The sequence below is a fragment of the Eubacterium maltosivorans genome (assembly GCF_002441855.2).
GTDB lineage: Bacteria > Bacillota > Clostridia > Eubacteriales > Eubacteriaceae > Eubacterium > Eubacterium maltosivorans.
On record NZ_CP029487.1, the window covers coordinates 120,389 to 138,445 of the forward strand.

21 protein-coding genes are annotated in these 18,057 nt (G+C 55.0%); 20 read left to right on the forward strand and 1 reads right to left on the reverse strand.

Annotated features, from left to right (window positions below; all coding sequences use genetic code 11):
- The first annotated feature begins 8 nt into the window (after positions 1-8).
- The 17 genes from CPZ25_RS00700 to CPZ25_RS00780 all read left to right on the forward strand — a co-directional run bounded on the left by CPZ25_RS00700 (position 9) and on the right by CPZ25_RS00780 (position 13,168).
- On the forward strand, positions 9-479 hold the full coding sequence (locus CPZ25_RS00700) for a hypothetical protein (RefSeq protein ID WP_058695087.1): 471 nt from the start codon (positions 9-11) through the stop codon (positions 477-479).
- Between the two features lie 55 nt (positions 480-534).
- Complete coding sequence (locus CPZ25_RS00705; RefSeq protein WP_096919354.1) at positions 535-1,086, forward strand: hypothetical protein; 552 nt, start codon at positions 535-537, stop codon at positions 1,084-1,086.
- 60 nt (positions 1,087-1,146) lie between these two features.
- Entirely contained in the window at positions 1,147-1,758 is a 612-nt protein-coding gene (locus CPZ25_RS00710) for a hypothetical protein (RefSeq protein ID WP_096919355.1), read from the forward strand.
- Positions 1,759-1,898: 140 nt separating this feature from the next.
- Positions 1,899-2,606, forward strand: coding sequence for a hypothetical protein (locus tag CPZ25_RS00715; RefSeq protein ID WP_133067069.1), 708 nt, complete (start codon positions 1,899-1,901; stop codon positions 2,604-2,606).
- 288 nt (positions 2,607-2,894) lie between these two features.
- A complete protein-coding gene (locus tag CPZ25_RS00720) occupies positions 2,895-5,447 on the forward strand; it encodes a hybrid sensor histidine kinase/response regulator (protein WP_096919357.1) in 2,553 nt (850 codons plus the stop codon).
- A 12-nt stretch (positions 5,448-5,459) separates the two neighbouring features.
- Positions 5,460-6,737 carry an ABC transporter substrate-binding protein gene (locus tag CPZ25_RS00725; RefSeq protein WP_096919358.1) on the forward strand — a complete coding sequence of 426 codons (1,278 nt, stop codon included), beginning with the start codon at positions 5,460-5,462 and terminating at the stop codon, positions 6,735-6,737.
- A 289-nt stretch (positions 6,738-7,026) separates the two neighbouring features.
- Positions 7,027-7,587: a DUF6431 domain-containing protein gene (locus tag CPZ25_RS00730; protein WP_096919359.1), complete on the forward strand. Its 561-nt coding sequence runs from the start codon at positions 7,027-7,029 to the stop codon at positions 7,585-7,587.
- Positions 7,588-7,666: 79 nt separating this feature from the next.
- Positions 7,667-8,479 carry a Rha family transcriptional regulator gene (locus tag CPZ25_RS00735; protein ID WP_096919360.1) on the forward strand — a complete coding sequence of 271 codons (813 nt, stop codon included), beginning with the start codon at positions 7,667-7,669 and terminating at the stop codon, positions 8,477-8,479.
- Positions 8,463-9,122 (forward strand): hypothetical protein, encoded by a 660-nt coding sequence (locus tag CPZ25_RS00740; protein WP_096919361.1) that lies wholly within the window; start codon positions 8,463-8,465, stop codon positions 9,120-9,122. Before CPZ25_RS00735 ends, CPZ25_RS00740 begins: the two co-directional genes overlap by 17 nt.
- On the forward strand, positions 9,110-9,331 hold the full coding sequence (locus CPZ25_RS00745) for a hypothetical protein (protein ID WP_096919362.1): 222 nt from the start codon (positions 9,110-9,112) through the stop codon (positions 9,329-9,331). The genes CPZ25_RS00740 and CPZ25_RS00745 overlap by 13 nt, the downstream gene beginning before the upstream one ends.
- Entirely contained in the window at positions 9,313-9,567 is a 255-nt protein-coding gene (locus CPZ25_RS00750) for a helix-turn-helix domain-containing protein (protein WP_133067070.1), read from the forward strand. Before CPZ25_RS00745 ends, CPZ25_RS00750 begins: the two co-directional genes overlap by 19 nt.
- Positions 9,568-9,607: 40 nt before the next feature.
- Entirely contained in the window at positions 9,608-9,841 is a 234-nt protein-coding gene (locus tag CPZ25_RS00755; RefSeq protein WP_074616189.1) for a DUF1659 domain-containing protein, read from the forward strand.
- A gap of 45 nt (positions 9,842-9,886) precedes the next feature.
- Positions 9,887-10,120, forward strand: a complete 234-nt coding sequence (locus tag CPZ25_RS00760) for a DUF2922 domain-containing protein (RefSeq protein ID WP_096919363.1) — start codon at positions 9,887-9,889, stop codon at positions 10,118-10,120.
- A 268-nt stretch (positions 10,121-10,388) separates the two neighbouring features.
- Positions 10,389-10,964 carry a YcbK family protein gene (locus CPZ25_RS00765; protein WP_096919364.1) on the forward strand — a complete coding sequence of 192 codons (576 nt, stop codon included), beginning with the start codon at positions 10,389-10,391 and terminating at the stop codon, positions 10,962-10,964.
- A gap of 284 nt (positions 10,965-11,248) precedes the next feature.
- A complete protein-coding gene (locus CPZ25_RS00770; protein ID WP_096919365.1) occupies positions 11,249-11,845 on the forward strand; it encodes a GNAT family N-acetyltransferase in 597 nt (198 codons plus the stop codon).
- The gene (locus CPZ25_RS00775) at positions 11,838-12,446 is read left to right on the forward strand and encodes a DUF6434 domain-containing protein (RefSeq protein ID WP_096919366.1); all 609 of its coding nucleotides are present in this window, start codon (positions 11,838-11,840) and stop codon (positions 12,444-12,446) included. The genes CPZ25_RS00770 and CPZ25_RS00775 overlap by 8 nt, the downstream gene beginning before the upstream one ends.
- A 17-nt stretch (positions 12,447-12,463) precedes the next feature.
- Positions 12,464-13,168, forward strand: a complete 705-nt coding sequence (locus CPZ25_RS00780) for an alpha/beta hydrolase (RefSeq protein ID WP_096919367.1) — start codon at positions 12,464-12,466, stop codon at positions 13,166-13,168.
- A gap of 109 nt (positions 13,169-13,277) precedes the next feature.
- On the opposite strand, the gene CPZ25_RS00785 is transcribed toward CPZ25_RS00780, so the two are convergent.
- Positions 13,278-13,931, reverse strand: coding sequence for a TetR/AcrR family transcriptional regulator (locus tag CPZ25_RS00785; RefSeq protein ID WP_074616183.1), 654 nt, complete (start codon positions 13,929-13,931; stop codon positions 13,278-13,280).
- Between the two features lie 283 nt (positions 13,932-14,214).
- On the opposite strand from CPZ25_RS00785, the gene CPZ25_RS00790 reads away from it, so the two are divergent.
- The 3 genes from CPZ25_RS00790 (at position 14,215) to CPZ25_RS00800 (ending at position 17,985) form a co-directional block, all read left to right on the forward strand.
- A complete protein-coding gene (locus tag CPZ25_RS00790) occupies positions 14,215-15,381 on the forward strand; it encodes a uroporphyrinogen decarboxylase family protein (RefSeq protein ID WP_096919368.1) in 1,167 nt (388 codons plus the stop codon).
- 139 nt (positions 15,382-15,520) lie between these two features.
- Entirely contained in the window at positions 15,521-16,516 is a 996-nt protein-coding gene (locus CPZ25_RS00795; protein ID WP_074616181.1) for a 2-keto-3-deoxygluconate permease, read from the forward strand.
- A gap of 53 nt (positions 16,517-16,569) precedes the next feature.
- Positions 16,570-17,985 (forward strand): sodium:solute symporter family protein, encoded by a 1,416-nt coding sequence (locus tag CPZ25_RS00800; RefSeq protein WP_074616180.1) that lies wholly within the window; start codon positions 16,570-16,572, stop codon positions 17,983-17,985.
- The last annotated feature ends 72 nt before the right edge of the window (positions 17,986-18,057 follow it).

The window sequence follows — 18,057 nt, forward strand, 5'->3', positions numbered from 1 at the left end:
GAAGCATCATGGAAAGCTCAAAAATAAAAAACACGGTGATCATTACACTGGCCCTGCTGCTGTTAGCAGCCATCGGGGTGATTGTCTGGTATCTGACCAGCCCGCCGACGTCCGGGGCCGATCAGGGCATTGTGAAGCTCACCCCCACGCCCGCAGGGGAGACAGCCCCGGACGGCATCCAGATTCCCGGCTATGCCAGCCTGGAGGCGGACAGCACTACCGGCGAGCTGCAGGTGCTGTTCCAGAATCCAGAGGGCAACCCCTGCACCTTCCAGATCGAGCTCATCCTCAAGGATACGGGCGAGAGCGTCTATAAATCTCCGGACATCGAGCCCGGCTTTGGCGTTGAGCGTCCACGACTCAGCAAAACCCCGGCGCCCGGGGCCTACGCCGCTGTTATCACCTACACGACCCAGAGCCTGGAGGACAAAACCCCCATGAACGGCGCCTCGGTCGAGACAACGCTCGTGGTTCAATAAGCGATTGATAGAAAAGGCAGAAAGATAAAAAATACGTCCTAAAGGAGAGATAACAATGAAAACAGTAAAAAAGCAAGCCGCTGCTTTGGGTCTGATTCTGGCCATCTTATTTGCAGCCCGTCCCGTTCTGGCCGCGGACCCGACGCCGACGCCGCAGACCGAGGTGACAGCCTCCTTCAAGACCCTCACGCAGTACACCCTTGTCATTCCCAAATCGGTTGAGTTCGGCGAGCAGTACATGAAAAATGGGGCCTCCTGGCAGGAGAATGTGAATGGCGGCAGCCTCTACCTGAAGGACGTCGACCAAGACGCCATGGCCCAGGATTATAAGGTGCGCGTGACGATAAAGGACGACCAGCCCAGCGGCGCGGCAGGCTTCAGCCTCAAGCGCGCCGACGGCGCGTACATTCCCTATACGGTTTTAAAGGCCGACGGGAGTACCCCAGTGGCCTGGGGCGGCGAGGCCATCCTCTTTGACAAGACCAACTACCAGCCCGACGCTGCCCAGACCCGCCTGACCCTGAAGGTGGACAGCCCCGCCGGCACCGGCAGCGCCGGAACCTACAAAGATACCGTGACCTACGCCGCCAGCGTGGTGATTCCATAGGGCTTTCCAGGGGACCAAAGACACCCCGGGGGCTGAGCCCATGCCAAAGGAGGCACAATTATGAAAAAGAAAATGACCGCTCTGGCGCTGGCCCTGGGCCTGCTCCTCGCCGCCCGGCCTGTCCTGGCGGAGCCCCTGCCAGGCCCGACGCTGCGCCCGACACCGGGGACAGCCATCGAGTGCGAAAATGGCGTGGGGAACGGGCAGAGCGGGATAAACGCCACGTTCCAGGGCCCCGACTATACCCTGGTCGTTCCTGCGAAGCTGGAGTTCGGCGCGCTGTACTGGAATAAAAACAGTACCTATGAAAAGAATCTGACCAAGAAGGACCTGTATATCGGTCAGATGACAGCCGGATACTTTGAGAGCGGCTGGAAAATTCAGGTGAACGCAGACAGCGGCCAGGTTAAGGAAGGCAGTTTTGCCCTGTCAAACGCCAAGGGCGACACCATTCCTTTTAAGGTGACCGACGCCGCGGGCCGCGAGGTTGGGCTGAACGGCGCGCTCGCCACCCTTGCCCAAACAGGGCCGGAGGACGCGGCCCTCGCCACCCTCAGGCTCACGCCGCCCCAGAGCGAAACCCAGCTGAACCTCGAATATTCGGGGTCGCTGATCTTTACGACCAGACTGGTACCACCGGAGCCAGTTGCTAAACAGGAGGTAAATCCATGAAAAAGAAAATCATTTCCGCACTGCTGGCCCTGTGCCTGCTGACCACCGCATACCCGGCTCACGCCGAGTCCGGCGCAGACGACGCCTCCACAGATCCGCTGCCCAGCGTCACAATTCAACCGTCGACTGAGCAGAGCGCCGTGACAGCCACCTATCAAAACGCCCCCACCTATACCCTCATCGTTCCCGAAAACATTCGCATGGGAAACTACGGCGCCCTCTATATCCACGACGATAATGCCCGGAAAGCGGGTTTTAACGTCACGCTGAAGCTGCCGGAATCGACAGGCTCCAATGAGGTGCTGCAGCCCGGTTACAAGGTGGACGTCAGCGTGTACGGCGACAACGGAGGTGATTCGGATACTAAGGCTTTCACCCTGAAGGGGAGGGAAGAGGGTGCTCCTGAGGAAGAGAAACTCCCTGGGCTGCTCCCGTACAGCGTGTCCAAATGGAACAGTACAGATTACCCGCTGGCGCCCGGCAAGGCGCCCAACGACGCCGATGTGAACAATGATGAAAAGTGGACCGAAATCCAGCCGGACGAGGTGCTCGCGAGCTTCAGAATCAACGTGTACCCTCACCCGTTATCGTCCACGGAGGATTCAAAATCAGATTACAGCGACGGCGACAACTACTACTATTACGCCTGGGGCAGGATAACCCTGGGTGATCTCCCCGAAGAAGCAAAGCAGATCGTGGCAGGCGGCGGGAAGGTGGAGTACGGCACAAGGCGGGACTGCGGATTTCTGCACTACAAGGTCAGCCTTACAGTGGATACGCGTAACCCGAAGTTGGGCGTGGAGCGCAACCCGGACGTGAACGGTGATATCAACATCCCGATTCCCTGATTTCTGAGCTGCCCACTGTCCACTATCCACTTTCAACTTAAAAAGCTTGCTTTTTAACGCTCTGTTTCTTGCTGTTAAAGTTTGTCGACCCTCTGAGATCGGCGCAGATCTGTGCCGATCTTTTTGTGCGCAAAAATCCCCAATTCCCTGTTTTGATGTGGTAAAAGTAGATAAAATGTTATATAATAAGATAACAGACAATATCACCATACGACGATCTGATTTGTAAACCATTAATCCCTCAGAAAAGCGGGAATTAAAGGGCCGTGTGAGAAATGAGGATAATAATTGATAAAGAAATTAGATAAAGAGAGAAGCCGATCCTATTTGAAATGGCTTTATTTTTTGATCGTGGTCGTTTTTGGGGTGATCATTGTCATCAGTATTCAGATGGTTGTCCGGAAAATGGAGGACAGCGCAGTATCGACGAGCCAGTATCTGCTGGAACAGCTCCGGGATAATTTGTCCTATACCATGAAGGACGACAGCGAAGCCATCGCGTATTTTGCCGACACTCTGGATGTAAACGCGCCTCCCGCCGAGCTTCAGAGGGACATGGCCGCCTTTAAAGAAAATTATGGTTTCCTGGAGGTGGCGGTGCTGGACCAGAATCAGGAAGGCTACAGCAGCACCGGCGAGGTCTTTCGCCTGCCAGACCAGGAGGTTCTGGAGGGCGGCGCTTTTACGGGCTTCAGCAACGCCTTTCACGGCGGCGCGGGCGTCTGGGAGACCGACTACCGCGCGCCCATTGTGAGGGATGGCGCCGAGGCGGGTGCGGTGTACGTGCGCGTGCCCCTGAACAAATACGGGGCCGATAATGCCATGACCTACTACGGCGGCCAGGGCATGGCCTACCTTTTTGACGTCAACACTAAAAAAATGGTGCTCATGCCCACCACGCCCAACCTGATCATGAACTATATGAGCGAGATCGACATGGTGTTTACCGAGCTGGGCTTTGACAAAACCCTCATGGACACGTCGGTTTATCCCGCCATCGCCGGGAGGGAAAGGCTTGTGCTGCAGGGCCAGCTGGACGGCGAGCGGGTCTACATTACCCTGCTGCCCATGTCCAACCAGGAGAGCTGGTATATCTGCGGCATTGTGCCGGAATCTGCGGTTTTACAGGAGGCCAGCCTGATTTTGAAGATACTGTTCGGCGTTATGGCCGGCATGGGCGTGGTCATGCTCCTGGTTTTGGCCTATGTGGTTTACGAGAGCCGGTGCGGCGCCCGCAGAAAGCAGGAGCAGCTGCAGGAAGCTGAGCTGCAGAACGCAGTCTACGACACTGTGGGCGACGCAAGCGACACCATTCTGTGCGTGTTTAACAGAGAGCGTCAGACCTGCGACATCGTGTTTCACAACATCGTGCGGATTCTGGGCGTTGACGGAGACAGCCTGATGGCGGACAGCAGCGCGCTGGGGATGCTCTTAAACAGCCTCGTCCCCGGGCTTTACGGCCGCATGCTGCGGGGCGAGATCGACGCCGAGGAGGTCATTCCCCTTGTCTACGACCACCCCGTCCGGCACGAGCGGCGCAATATCCGCCTGACGGTCAAGCCGTTGAACATCGAGGGCAGGGCCTGCTACATGCTCATGATGGAGGACATCACCGAGGACATGAAAATACAGATGTCGCTGCGGACTGCTCTGGAAAACGCCAACCAGGCCAATCAGGCCAAATCCGATTTCCTGTCCCGCATGAGCCACGATATCCGCACCCCCATCAACGCCATCATCGGTATGCGTGAGATCGCCGTACGCCATCTGGACGAGCCGGAGAAAATCAGTGACTGCCTGGGCAAGATCGAGGTCAGCTCCCGGCATCTGCTGGAGCTGGTGAATGATATTCTGGATTTGTCCAAGATCGAGAGCGGCAAGCTGTCCCTGCGCAACGACCCCTTTAATCTGACCGACTGTATGGCAGACGTCATGAGTATTATAAAGCCCCAGGCCCAAGCCAAGGGCCAGCGCCTTACCCTTGACGCCGAGAGAGTGGCCCACAAGCAGCTCATCGGCGACGACATGCGCCTGCAGCAGATCCTCATCAACCTGCTCAGCAATTCAGTCAAATACACCCAGGAGGGCGGGGAGATTGCCCTGACACTGGAGGAAAGGCCCAGCACCCGGCGCGCCTACAGCACCTATGTGTTTACCGTGCGGGATAACGGCGTGGGCATGAGCGCGGAATTTATTGAAAAAATCGGGAAACCCTTTGAGCAGGAGACGAACATCTTCCACAAGAGCGAGCTGGGCAGCGGCCTCGGCCTGTCCATTGTCAAAAATCTGGTATCCCTCAAGGGCGGCACCCTGGATATTGAGAGCGAAAAAGGGCAGGGCACCACCACCCGGGTCGAGCTCACCTTTGAGATCGATGAGCAGTCCCGCCAGTCCGGAGCCAAACAGCCCGGCGCGGACGAGCAGTTCTCCACCGAGAGCCTGAAGGGCAGACGTGTGCTGGTGGTTGAGGATAACGCCCTCAACCGTGAGATTGCTGTAGAGCTGCTGCAAATGCAGGACATGGCAGTGGAAACCGCCGTGGACGGAAGGGATGCGGTCGCAAAGTTTAAGGAGAGCTCCCCGGGCCATTATGACCTGATTCTCATGGATTTGCAGATGCCTGGCATGGATGGCTGCGAGGCCACCCGTATCATCCGCGGCCTGAGCCGGGACGACGCCAGAGCTGTGCCCATTGTGGCCATGACCGCCAACGCCTTCTCCGAGGACGTGAGCCGCTGCCGCCGCGCGGGCATGAACGCCCATCTCAGCAAGCCCATCGAGCTGGACGCCATGTACGCCTGCCTGGTGCGGCAGCTGGAAAAAAGGCCGGAAAAAAATTAGGAAGAGGAAAAGATGAAAAAGAAAAGATTAACCCTGCTGTCACTGGCGCTGGCCCTGTGCCTGAGCCTGAGCGCCTGCGCCGGAAAAGACGCCCGTGTGGTAAGCAACGCCGGCGCAGAGGAAAAAAAGACCGAAATATCTCTGTTAACCACCGCCAACAACACTACCGCCTACAACGCCCTCAACAGCGCCATCGCGGTTTTTGAGGACAGACGGCCCGATGTGCGTGTGGTGTTTGAGGGCTACAACACCGGGGAGGGCAGCAAAAACCTGTCCCAGGTCATTGACGAGCGCATCGCCTCCGGCCAGATTAACGACATGACCACCATGGACGTGGTCAATATTTTCAGGTACGGCGGCGCGGGAAAGATCGCCGATTTAACCGACAGCGAAGCGGCCAGAGACCTCACCCCCCTGGCCCGGCAGGATTCCACCGTGGACGGGAAGGTGCTGTCCGTGCCTTTGTCCATGGTCAGCTTTGGCACCTGGGTAAACATGGACGTCATGAAGGAATGCGGCCTGGAACTCCCGGGAAACTGGGAGGAATTTGTCCACTGCTGCGCTGTGCTCAAGGAAAAAGGCTACCAGCCCATTGCGGGCACAGCAGACCTCACCAAGCTTTTTGTGGTGGCAGTCATGGGCGATATTTATATGGACGGCGACACCGACGCCATCATCGCCAGGCTCAATACCGGTGAGGAAAAGATTTCAAAATACGCCAGAACCGGCTTCGAGCGGGTTGAGTATCTCATTAATCAGGGCTATATCGACGGCCCCGCCTCGGCCCTTCGCAAGCCCAAGGATATCAAAGAGCACATGGAAAAGGGGGAGGGCGTCTTTGAGATGCACGCGAGCAATTTGCTTAATCCGGAGGAGCTGTCCTTTGAGGTGGCCTTTATCGGCGTGCCCGGCACCCACGGCATGGTGTCCCCCATGGCCTGCGACCGCCGTTTTGTAGTCATGGCAGACGGCGGGAACGTGGAGGCCTGCAAGGATTTCCTGAGCTGCCTGGGCAGCGGGGAAACTTTAGAGACCCTGTCAGGAACGTTTGGCCTTTTGCCAGCCTACCGGTCCAGCGAGAAATCAATGAAAAAGGACGACCGCATGGCCCAGGTTTACGATAACATCGAAGCAGACCGGATCATGCTCATTCAGGATTATAACCTGGTCTTTGAGCAGTGGTCCAGCCTGGCCGGCATCGTGGACCCCATGCTCACAGGCGCCAGTGCCGAGAGCCAGTGCGCCGCCTTCGACGCGCTGCAGATGGAGGCTGTGAATGGAAGCAAATAGAGGGATGGCATAACACAGGCCACCGCAAAAACCAATATTTTAAATGGCTTACAGGAGAAACCATTGCTGAATTTTCATTTTTTTGATATACTTACAGTATGTTCGCGTATGGACAATGAGGCTTTGGCAGAGAAACCCACGTCCATCAGACAAGAGCGAAAATAAGAGACAATTAAAACAGAACCATGGTTTCCGGGACACATACCAATCAACCGGCACACTGACGCTTAATCGGCGCAGTGTGCCGGTTTTTTTTTATGGCCCGGCGGCCAGGCACAGGAGGAGAAAAATGCTGATAACCAAAGCGCAGATTATTGTGATCGAGGATATAACAGGCGAAGACGGCCGGAAAGCGGGCGAACGCCTGAGGGTACTCTACCAGGCCATCCCCACCTGCGGAGAGTGCGGGCACCCCATGAAAATAAGGGATTTCGTGTGGCGCACCATCATCACCATGAGCGGCTGCCGCGGCCGCATCCGGGTGCGCCGCCTGGTGTGCACCGCGGCGGACTGCTACCTGCACACCCATCCCCGCCGCAACCTGCCCAGGGGCGTGCTGCCCCACCGCCTTTACAGCGCCGAGGTTCATCAGGCCGTCGCTGAGGGCCGGGACGATGTGCCCTGCCCCCCAAACACCCTTCACCGCATCTTAAAATGGGTGCGGCAGATGGCCGCCTGCCTGATCGCCAGCGGGCTTTTTCCGCTCCTTTGTGAAAACGTTAACGATTTGCCGGACGAGACGGCAGGCCCTCTGGAACGTCTTAAAAATATAACCGGCGGCGGTGAGGACTGGTTCGCCCAGGCGGTGGAGAGGGCCGCGGGCCGGGGCGGAGGTCTGCACTGGGCATAGGATGTGTTTGACATAGGAATAGGGTAAACTCACGGTATCATCTCAAAAAGATGAAATTTCTAAACATTGAGGAGGTACAATGATGAAAACCAAAAATAAAGGTCCGGAGCCATCCCGCGGCCTTGTTCATTGTGCAGAAAATTCTGAAACAGACAGAAAGATTGAGGTCACCCTGTGCCAAAACCAGCCGGTGGTATCCAGCCGGCAGGTGGCCCACGACTTTGAGCGCGCGCACAAAAGCGTGCTGAGAAGTATTACCCTGCTGAGGCGGGAGACATCGGCACAAAATTGCGCCGATCTTTTTATGAGTTCCACTTATGTTGACCAGTACGGAAGAACACAGAAGGAATACCTCATCACCCGGGACGGCTTCGCCCTGCTGGTCATGGGCTTTACCGGCGCCCAGGCCCTTTCCTGGAAACTCCGGTACATCCAGGCCTTTAACGCGATGGAGGAACAGCTCCGCAGGCAGGCGCTTTCCATGCCCCAGGATAAGGCCCTGCTGGCCGCCGCGGTGCTGGAGGCCGAGCGGGTGATCGCCGGGCTGCAGACAGAGGCCGGCTACGCCAGGTGCGTGCTCGACAGCCAGGCCCTCATCCCCATCACCGGCATCGCCAAGGATTACGGCATGACCGCCGAGTTCATGAACCGCCTGCTCCACAGCCTGGGCGTCCAGTATAAAAAGGGCAGGCGCTGGTATTTGTACGAGGCCTGGCAGGACGCGGGCTACGCCGCCACCAACACCGACACCATCCCCAAAAAAGACGGCAGCGTCAAGGTCGTGGAGAGCCTGCAGTGGACCCAGAAGGGCAAGCGTTTTATCCACGACCTGCTGGCCCAAAACAGCATTTACCCCATCCTGGAGCGTGACCGCCATGAACTTTGTGACTGAGTTTTTAAACTTTATGACCTGGCTCAGGGCCCGGCCCCGCAAAACCTTAGCGCTTTTGGGCCTCTGGGTGTACCTTTTTATAAAAAACAACGCCGCCGCCGTCCAGGACGAGGATGGCAGCTGGTGCTGGCCGGTGTGGTTTGAGGTGGACAACAGCAGCCTCCGCGCTTTTATGGATGGAATGTCCTCGAAACGCCTCTGGGAACTGAGACAGGAGCTCATCCGCCATTCCCGGCTGGAATACCAGAAGGCTTCCGGCGGCCACCCTGCCAGATACGCCCTGGTGCCCTTCGACACAGGGCTCAGGCAGGCCCGCCTGTGCGCCGCCGCCCCTTCCGGGGGCGTCCTCGTCTGGAAAGCCAGCGCGGAAAGCCGAGAAAACCCGGCCAGAACACGCCCGGAGCATTCCCCGGAACAAAACCGCTTTTCTTCTGATTTAGAGATAAATCATAAAAATATAAATATAAAAGCATTACCAGGGTATGGGGGCAGCAACCCCAACGGCTTTAACATTCCGCCCCAGCTCACCGCCGAAGAAAAACAGCGCCTCGAGGTCGAATATCCCGACCCGGTTGAGCGCTTCTGGGCAGGCATGGCCTTAAGGGATCAAAAGGCAGAGGAGGAACAGACATGGGAATATTAAAAGACCGCTACACCGACCTTTACGGCGAGCGTTTTTACGAGGATGGGAGCTACACCGTCTACGAATGCCTGGCCGAGGGCGCCCTGCGCCTGAACCTGAGAGCCCGCACCCTGGAGGAGGCCGAGGCCCGCTTCGCCGAAGTCCTGGACGACGCCGAGGATAACCAGCCCGGCCTGGTGCTGCGGCAGCAGTGGGTGGCCGAGACATGATGGACGACGCCTTTGGCCGCTGGCTGCGGGAGCGACGCCGGGAAAGAGGGCTCACCCAGCAGGCCCTGGCCGACGCGGCCGGCCTCAGCCACAAGACCGTGTTCCGGGCCGAGCGGGGCCAGGCTGTGAGTGCCTACACAAGGGAGCAGCTGACCGCCCTTCTGGGAGAGCCCCCCGCTGACCAATTGGGCCAGAGAGGACACTTTATTCTGGCCATATACCGGGACGCGCTGTGATGGTAAACTTAAACCAAGAAAACGAAAGGAGGTACACCCCATGACCTATGAACGCATCAAAATCAAACACGAGCTCAAGATGAACCTGAACTACGGCGAAATCGACGGGAAGATCAAGAAAAAGCTGAAGACCATCGGCGGCCTCGACCTTGACGAGACTGTGGCCACCAGCGAAGCAGTCATCAAGACCGCCAAGGCCCTCGGCACCCTCATGGAGCCCATTGTCCAGGACATCACGAATGTCATGTATTACGATAATGTGGAAACTGCCTGAGGCAGTGCATTGCGATCAACCCCATAAAAGAAAGGAGGAACCCCCATGGAAACTGTGAGCACCAAAACACTGGATCTGGAGTTTATGATGGCCAACGGCGACACCGACACCATCAGCCTGCCCGACTATCTGCCCGACGTCACAAAAGAGCAGATCGTGGCCGCGGCCGATATCGTCATCGCCCAGAACATCTTTAAGCCCGACGGATTCGCCTATCAGAAGCTCAAGGGCTACGAATTCATCGACAAAACCGTGCGGAAGGAAGAACTGGAAGTTTAAGGTGAAAGGGAGCGAGAGCTCCCTTTTAGAGTGTAGATAAATTTTAACACGAAGAGATAGAGGGTTAAAAAGAGGATTGTTTAGTTGAAAGTGGAAAGTGGATAGTTGAAAGTTCAGGTGCAAATCTGCCTGTGGCAGCTTTGATTGGATGCGGCCTGGGGCCGCTGCTTCAGTCGTTTTTGCGACAGCAAAAACGTTCCATAACCTTCCACCTTCCACTTTCCACCTTCATTATCAATTCTCAATTGTAATCAAAAAGGAGGTTTCTATGAAAATCAAAAAATACCTTGTCCTGTTCATGCTGGTTCTGATCATCGCTGTCTCGGCTGGGTTCTTCACCTCGCAGCTGGGTCATTTTAAGAAAGTGGCGGACTGGGGGGCAGACAGGGGCCAGGCGGGACCGTCGGAGCCAGAGGAGCCGCCGCCCGGCGGCGGAGAGCTGCCTGACAGGGGAGAGGAGGCCGCTCCGGCAGAGGAACCGGAGACGCCGCCCCCGGCGGAGGACCCGGTCATGGCCACTGCCCATTTCGCCCGGGACGAGTACCGCTGCGACTGCGCGGGTAGCTGCGACGGCTGGCCCTGCGAGATGAACCCCGTGCTCCTCGATAAAATTGAGGCGCTGCGCTGTGCCTGCGGGGCGCCAGTCATCATCACCTCCGGTGTGCGGTGCGAGGCCCGCAACGCCGAGGTGGGCGGCGTGTCCTGGTCCTTCCACAAGCGGGGCGACGCGGCGGACCTGTACTGCCCCGGCGTGGCAGTGGGCGACCTGGCACAGATGGCAAAGGCCCTGGGCATGAACGTGCTGCCCTACTATGGCAGCGGCTATATCCATGTGGAAATCTGATCCGGCTGAAATAAAAACCGGATGGGCCTTGACGTCAGAGTGTAGGCAAACTTTAACACGAAGCGGTAACGCGTTAAAAAGAGGACTGCTCAGTTGAAAGTTGAAAGTGGATAGTGGAAAGTTCAGGTGCAAATCCGCCACAGGCAGATTTGATTGGCCGCGGCCTATGGCCGCGTTTTTAATCGCTTGAGCCATCGGTGAAAGTGTTTTATCTATTTTCAGGCATATCAGCCGATGGACGGCAGGTCAGGGGTGTGTTAGAATGTGAGGAGAAGGAGGAGCGCATGAATAAAAATAAGATAAGCATACGCCCCGCTACCGTACAGGACGCGGCGGCGCTTTTGGATATTTACAGGCCCTATGTGGAGGAGACGGCCGTCAGCTTCGAGTACGAGACGCCCTCGGTGCAGGACTTCGCGGGACGTGTGGCAGCTATCCGCGGGAAGTACCCCTATCTGGCCGCCGTGCAGGACGGCAGGCTCCTGGGATACGCCTACGCCGCGGCGTTTAAGGAGCGGGCCGCCTACGACTGGGCGGTGGAGACCACCGTGTACGTCGGGCAGGAGGCCCGTGGAGCCGGCGTTGGCCGGGGGCTCTACGAAGCCCTTGAAGCCTGCCTGGCCGCCCAGAATATCCTCAACCTTAACGCCTGCATTGCTGTGCCCCAGGGGGATGACCCCTACCTGAGCCGGGACAGCGTGGCCTTCCACACCCGTCTGGGCTACCGGCCTGTGGGCGAATTTCGCCAGTGCGGCTACAAATTTGGCCGTTGGTACAATATGCTGTGGATGGAAAAGCACATCGGCGCCCACCAGAGCAACCAGCCCCGGGTAAAGGCCTTTGAGGAAGTCTGGGAAGAGCTGGAGGCGCAGTATGAGTGAGCGTCCAAATCTGGATAAAAGCCTGGACAGCGCGGCGTTCCGAAGCTATTACTACCTGAAGGAGGAGCTCGTGGCCTTTTGCAGGCAGAACGGCCTGCCCGTTTCCGGCGGAAAGCTTGAGCTGACCGAGCGCATCGCCCATTTTCTGGACACCGGCAGGGCGCTGGCCCCATCTGCCAAAAGCCGGCCGGGCAAGGCCCGGGTGGGCGTGATCACAGAGGACATGGCCATCGAGCCGGATTTTGTCTGCTCCGAGAAGCACCGGGCATTTTTTAAGGAGAAGCTCGGCAAAAGCTTTACCTTTAACGTGGCTTTCCAGAAGTGGCTGAAAGCCAATACCGGCAAAACCTACCGGGAGGCCGTCGCCGCCTACGAGAAGCTTCAGGCCGAGAAGAAAAAGGGAAAAACCACCATTGACCGGCAGTTTGAGTACAATACCTATATCCGGGATTTCTTCGCAGACAACGCGGGCAAAACCCTAAAGGAGGCCATTGCGTGCTGGAAGTATAAGAAAGGCCTGCCCGGTCACAACCGCTATGAGCGGGCAGACCTAAGGGCCCTGCCAGACAGGCAGGAGACCGAAAACAGAGAGGAGCGTTAACCATACGTTTAGAATACATGGAAATTGAAAACATCCCTGCCCTGCTCTGGGGCTGGCCGGCGGACAAGGTCATCATCGCTGTCCACGGCAGCCAGTCCAGCAAGGGTGACGACCCCATCCGCATCATGGCCGAACACGCCAATATGATAAACGTCGGCTATCAGACGATCAGCTTTGACCTTCCCGGACACGGGGACCGGAAAGGCGAGGACACTCCCTGTACCGTACAGGCGTGCCTGGCGGATCTGGCCACGATCATGGACTGGGCAAGAAAGCACTGGCAGTCCGTCAGCCTGTTTGCCGTCAGCCTGGGCGCGTATCTCAGCCTTACGGCCTATTCCGGCGAGGCCCTGGACAGGGCGTGGTTCCTGTCGCCGCTTGTGGACATGCGGGGCACCATCGAGAACATGATGGACAGCTTCGGCGTTACCGGGGAACAGCTCCAGCGGGAGCAGGCTGTCGCCACCCCCATCGGCCAGACCCTGTACTGGGACGACTATGCCTATGTGCTGGAGCACCCTGTCAGCCAATGGACAGTGCCGACCGAGATCCTGTACGGCGAAAAGGACGACACCTGTGAGCGCAGCACCGTCGAAGCCTTTGCCCGCCGTTTTTCCTGCGGCCTGGAGATCGTGCCAGAGGGTGAGCATTACTTTCATACACCGGAGCAGCTGCAGGCCTTTGTGGCCTGGATTAAGCAGACCGGGCTGTGGAAAGAATAAAAATTTTTTTTAAACCCGTTGACCCTCACGCTGCGTGATCGTCATATTAAAAGCCCCCGGTGCGCGAATCCGGGGGCTTTTACGTTTAAAGCGGGCCATCAAAGCAGAGCTACTTTAAAAGCCTCAGGTGTGAAAAATCATGTTCTTCTACAAAGGCCAGGCTCTCCTCAATGTACTGGTCAGCCAGTGCGGCGTCAATTTTAAAAAGCCGGCAGAGCAGCGTTAATATTTTAGTCACAAGGTATAAAATATCGTAGTCTGGCTTCTCGTCAATGTAATCAATGGCGAATTCACGCCGGATGCCCAGGTCGGCCCGCGCGATGAAGACAAGCTCCTCCCCGGAGATATCCAGACTGAATTCCTTGATAAATTGCTGGTAAATCCTCCGGACGCTCAGGTTCATATATTTATAGATGGACTCATTGTTGATGGTTTCGTAATAATAAAGGATATTTTTGGGGTCTGAAAAAATAACGCGGTAATAGACCATCGTTGCCCGGAAATTCGCTTCCAGGCTGTTTAGAGACCGATCTTTAGTATATTGGGCCGTGTACACATAGGCCTCCATCAGCAGCTCGCTGAAAATTTCATTCGCAATATCATATTTCTGGTTAAAATAGTATTTAAAGTTTCCGGTCCGGATATCTGCAAGCCTGCAGATATCCTTAATTTTTGTGTTTTCCAAGCCCTGCTCATAAAAGAGCTCCTTTGCGGCAACGATAATGCGGTGCTTGGTTTCATAGCCTTTGTTATTTCTGGACATTTTTTCACCATCATCATTTTTAGATTATACTTTTAGTCACGATTTTAGTTTACGGTTTTTATTATACACTCTATTCGCGGATAAGTCAGTATTTATTTTAAAAAAACACTAATTATAATAAAATATAAAAAATAATAATTAGTGAAAAATTAAAAAAATAATAAAAATTGTTGACATCGCGCGTGAAAGGAAATATAATGTTTGTAAAATATGATTCATTTATGAATTAATTTAAATGATATGGTTTAAATGCGCATGAAAACTGTAAAAATGAGGAGGAATTATGAACAATACAGAATCACTGTTATCAGAAAGAGAGACATTAATCGAGCAGACACTGCATAATGAGAAGGGAAGCCGCATACCGGTCGTCAGTCTTGCAACCACATGGACTTATTACCAGATGGGGAAAAAGCCAAAGGACAGCTTTGATCATCCGGAAATCAATAAGGAAGTGATGCGGAATTTCTATGAAAAGGTCTATCTCGACGGTGTGGTTTTATCGCGAAACGGTAAAACCTTTTCGGCCAGAACCCTTGATATTCTGGACGGGGGAACCTATACCTACGATAAGGATGGAATGCAGCAGACGAAACCAGGCTCTGTCGAGATTATGTCTGAGGATGAATATGAACTGCTGATCGAGGATCCTTACAAATTTGTCTTAAATCAGGTGTTCCCGCGGCGCTATGGCCTGATGCGTAGAACTGACGGCGAAAAATACAAAGATATGGCGGTGGTTATCGAGGATCTCAAACAGTCAAACGCGCGCAGTTTGGAGGAGGATCAAATTGCGGGCAGTGAGTTTGGCATTAAAAATATGCGCCTGACCTCTTTTTTTAACCCGATCGACATTATTTTGGATTATCTCAGGGACTTTGTGCCAATTTCGAAGGATATCCGCAGGAGGCCGGAGCAGCTCAGAGATGCCGGGCTGGCGCTGCTTGACTTTACGCTGGACAATGTGCGCGGATTAAAGCCTCAGAGAGGGCAGGTCACTTTTATCCCCATGCATCTTCCCCAGTTTTTGAGACCAAAGGATTTTGAGAAAGTTTACTGGCCATCGTATAAAAAGCAGGTTGACTATCTGATTGAAAACGGATTTACGCCCATGTTTTACTTTGAGCGCAAATATGAGCATTTGTTTGATTTCTTTAAAGAATTTCCGAAAAATAAGACGGTCGGTTTGTTTGAGGACGACGAGCTGAGGGTGGTAAAGGAAAAGCTTGGCGGGCATATGGCCTTTGCCGGAGGAATGCCCACCGCCCTTTTGCAGAGCGGGACAAAACAGCAGTGTATCGACTGCGCCAAAAGCCTGATCGATGATGTGGGGGCAGACGGCGGTTATCTGTTTACAACGGATAAAATCATGCTGAGCCCAACCGACGGAAAAATAGAGAATTACGCGGCGGTCAATGCGTTTGTGCATGAATATGGAAAATATGAATAGGGAGAAAAAATGGATAATTTAGAGATGCTGAGAAAAATTGCCGTTGAGAAATACGGCGCTGAGACAGACGAAGCGGTCGACAGGATTGTAAAGATGCTCATCCGGCTTTTTATCGGTTGAGCGCAGGGGGGAGAGGAAGATGAAAATTTTAAAGACAGTCCAGAAAGTGCCGGGAGGGCTGATGGTTGTGCCTTTGGTTTTGGCAGCGCTGCTGAATACATTTTTTCCGCAGGTTCTGGCGATTGGTGGTATATCTACTGCTACTTTTTCAAAGGGAACCGCCACATTAATCGGTGTCGCCTGTATTTGCGTAGGGTCGCAGATCGATATTAAGGGGACGGTTGAAACGCTGAAGCGCGGGGGATTCCTGTTTTTTGGCAAATTTTTGGCGGGGCTGGTTCCAGCTATTCTCGTGACAAAGTTTTTTGGGATTGACGGGATTCTGGGTATCACCCCTCTGATGCTCCTGGCAGGCGTTACCAGCGTAAACGCAGGGCTGTATCTCGGACTGATGACGGATATGGGCGACAAATACGATGTGGGTGCCCAGGCGATTCTGAGCATCAGCGTGGGTCCGTTCCTTACGCTGCTTGGAATCGGAGCCGCAGGGATTTCCAGCTTTGACTGGGTTGCTTTGCTGGCTTCCATCGCGCCGATACTTATCGGTTTTATTCTTGGCAATCTGGACGAGGATATCCGTTCCTTTTTAAAAAGCGGCGCTCTGATCGTCCTGCCGTTGATCGGGTTTAACTTGGGGGCGTCAATTAACCTGATGAGCCTGGTGCAGGGCGGCGTTCTGGGGGTGGCGCTGGCAGTCATTATCATCGTGCTGACGCTGTTGTTTTTGCTCCCGATTGACCGGTTTATCCTGCGCCGTCCCGGCTATGCGGCAGTGGCATGCTGTACCTGCGCAGGCGCGAATGCGGCCGTCCCGGCGTTGGTGGCAGAGGTATCGCCGAATTTGGCCGGGCAGGTGGCGTCCGCTACCTCCGCGCTGGCGGCTGCCACCATTATCACCACCATTGTAGCGCCCATACTCACCTCCTTCGCGGTAAAGAAATGGGGAAAGAAGCCTGAAAACAAGGCGGCTGGGGACCATGAAATCAATGAGGAGATCGCGGCTGGCGGCGATTGAGCGTGAAGCCAGATTACGGGCGGAGGGATTAGAATTTAGCAAAGGAGAATTTTATGAATATTGCGCTGATTGTAGTGGGTGCGTATATGGCACTGATTATTGGCATTGCTGTTTTTTCAAACAGGCGAATGGCCAATAAGGACTCTGCCGGTTACCTGCTGGCCGGCCAGAGGCTGCCGTGGTATCTGGTTGCCGTCATGGTGACTGGGCTGGCCGTTGGCGGGGCCAGCACTGTTGGCGTAGCGGAGCAGGCGTACACTGCGGGCTTATCGGCTGGCTGGTATACGCTTGCGTGGTCGTGCGCAGCGGTTGTTTTCGGGTTGCTGATTTCGAACAAAGTGCGCAGGTATAACATGATAACAGTATCCGGGCTGATCAAAAAAGTTTTTGGAAAAACAGATGGTATGATCGCGATTTTAATGCAGGTGTTGCTGATGTTTGGGATCAATGCCACTCAAATCGTGGCTGGCGGCGCGATTTTGTCGGCCCTGATGCCAGAGGTGTTCAATATGGCTGGCGGCATGGTGGTTTCGACGCTTGTGTATATTTTGACATCCTGTTTTGGCGGGTATCTGGGCGCGAGTATTACCAATTGCATTAATGTGGTGGTCATTTATGCCGGGTTAATTACCAGCGCTTTGTTCTCAATAAATCATTTTGGCGGATGGACGGCCATCCGCCTGGCCCTGCCCTCTGGAGCGCACTGGTTTGATTGCTTTTCGGGTGTGGGACCGGCAGTGATTGCCGGATGGATAATCACAATGGTCATGACCGCGCCGCCAAACCAGATGCTTTTTCAGGCGTCGGCCGCGGCAAAAGATGAGCGGCAGGCCAGAAAAGGGTTTCTGGCAGCGGCCCTGTTGATGGGGCCCACAGGCGTTCTGGCCGCTCTTATCGGCGTGATGACCGCCAGCCAGTTTCCGGGATTAGAAAACGCGGCTCTGGCGCTGCCAACCCTGGCGATGGCCTTTCCGCCTGTCTTAGGCGGCGTTATCCTGTCTGGTCTCTGGGCGGCGGATGTCTCAACTGCCATTGGGCTGCTTCTGGGCATCTCGACCATCGTCACGAAGGATGTAGCGGCTGCGTATCTGGTGCGGGATATGTCTGAGAAACGGCAGGTTATTTTTTCAAAAATTATATTGGTCCTTACTGCGGGCCTGGGTCTGCTGGTGGCACTGAAGGTGGAGAGCATTCTGGGATTTTTAATGCAGCTGATGACACTCTACAGTCCCTATGCGCTGCTGATCCTTGCCATACTGTACTGTCCGGGACTTATCCGGAAAAGCTCCTGCAGCGTTACTGTTTTTGCCGGAGTGGTCCTGATGGTGGCGTGGGCTGTTTTTCCAAAGATCCGTGTGGTGGAATCCGTCATTTACCTGGCGGTTCCCATGTGTTTGGCGGCAATGCTTCTGTGCCGCGTTTTTGACAGGCGGAAAATAAATATCAGAGAGATTCTGCAAGAGAAATAAAAAAACGTTGACCCTCACGCTGCGTGATAGTGTAAGATAAGGTTAAACCATTAATGAGACAGGAGTTGATTT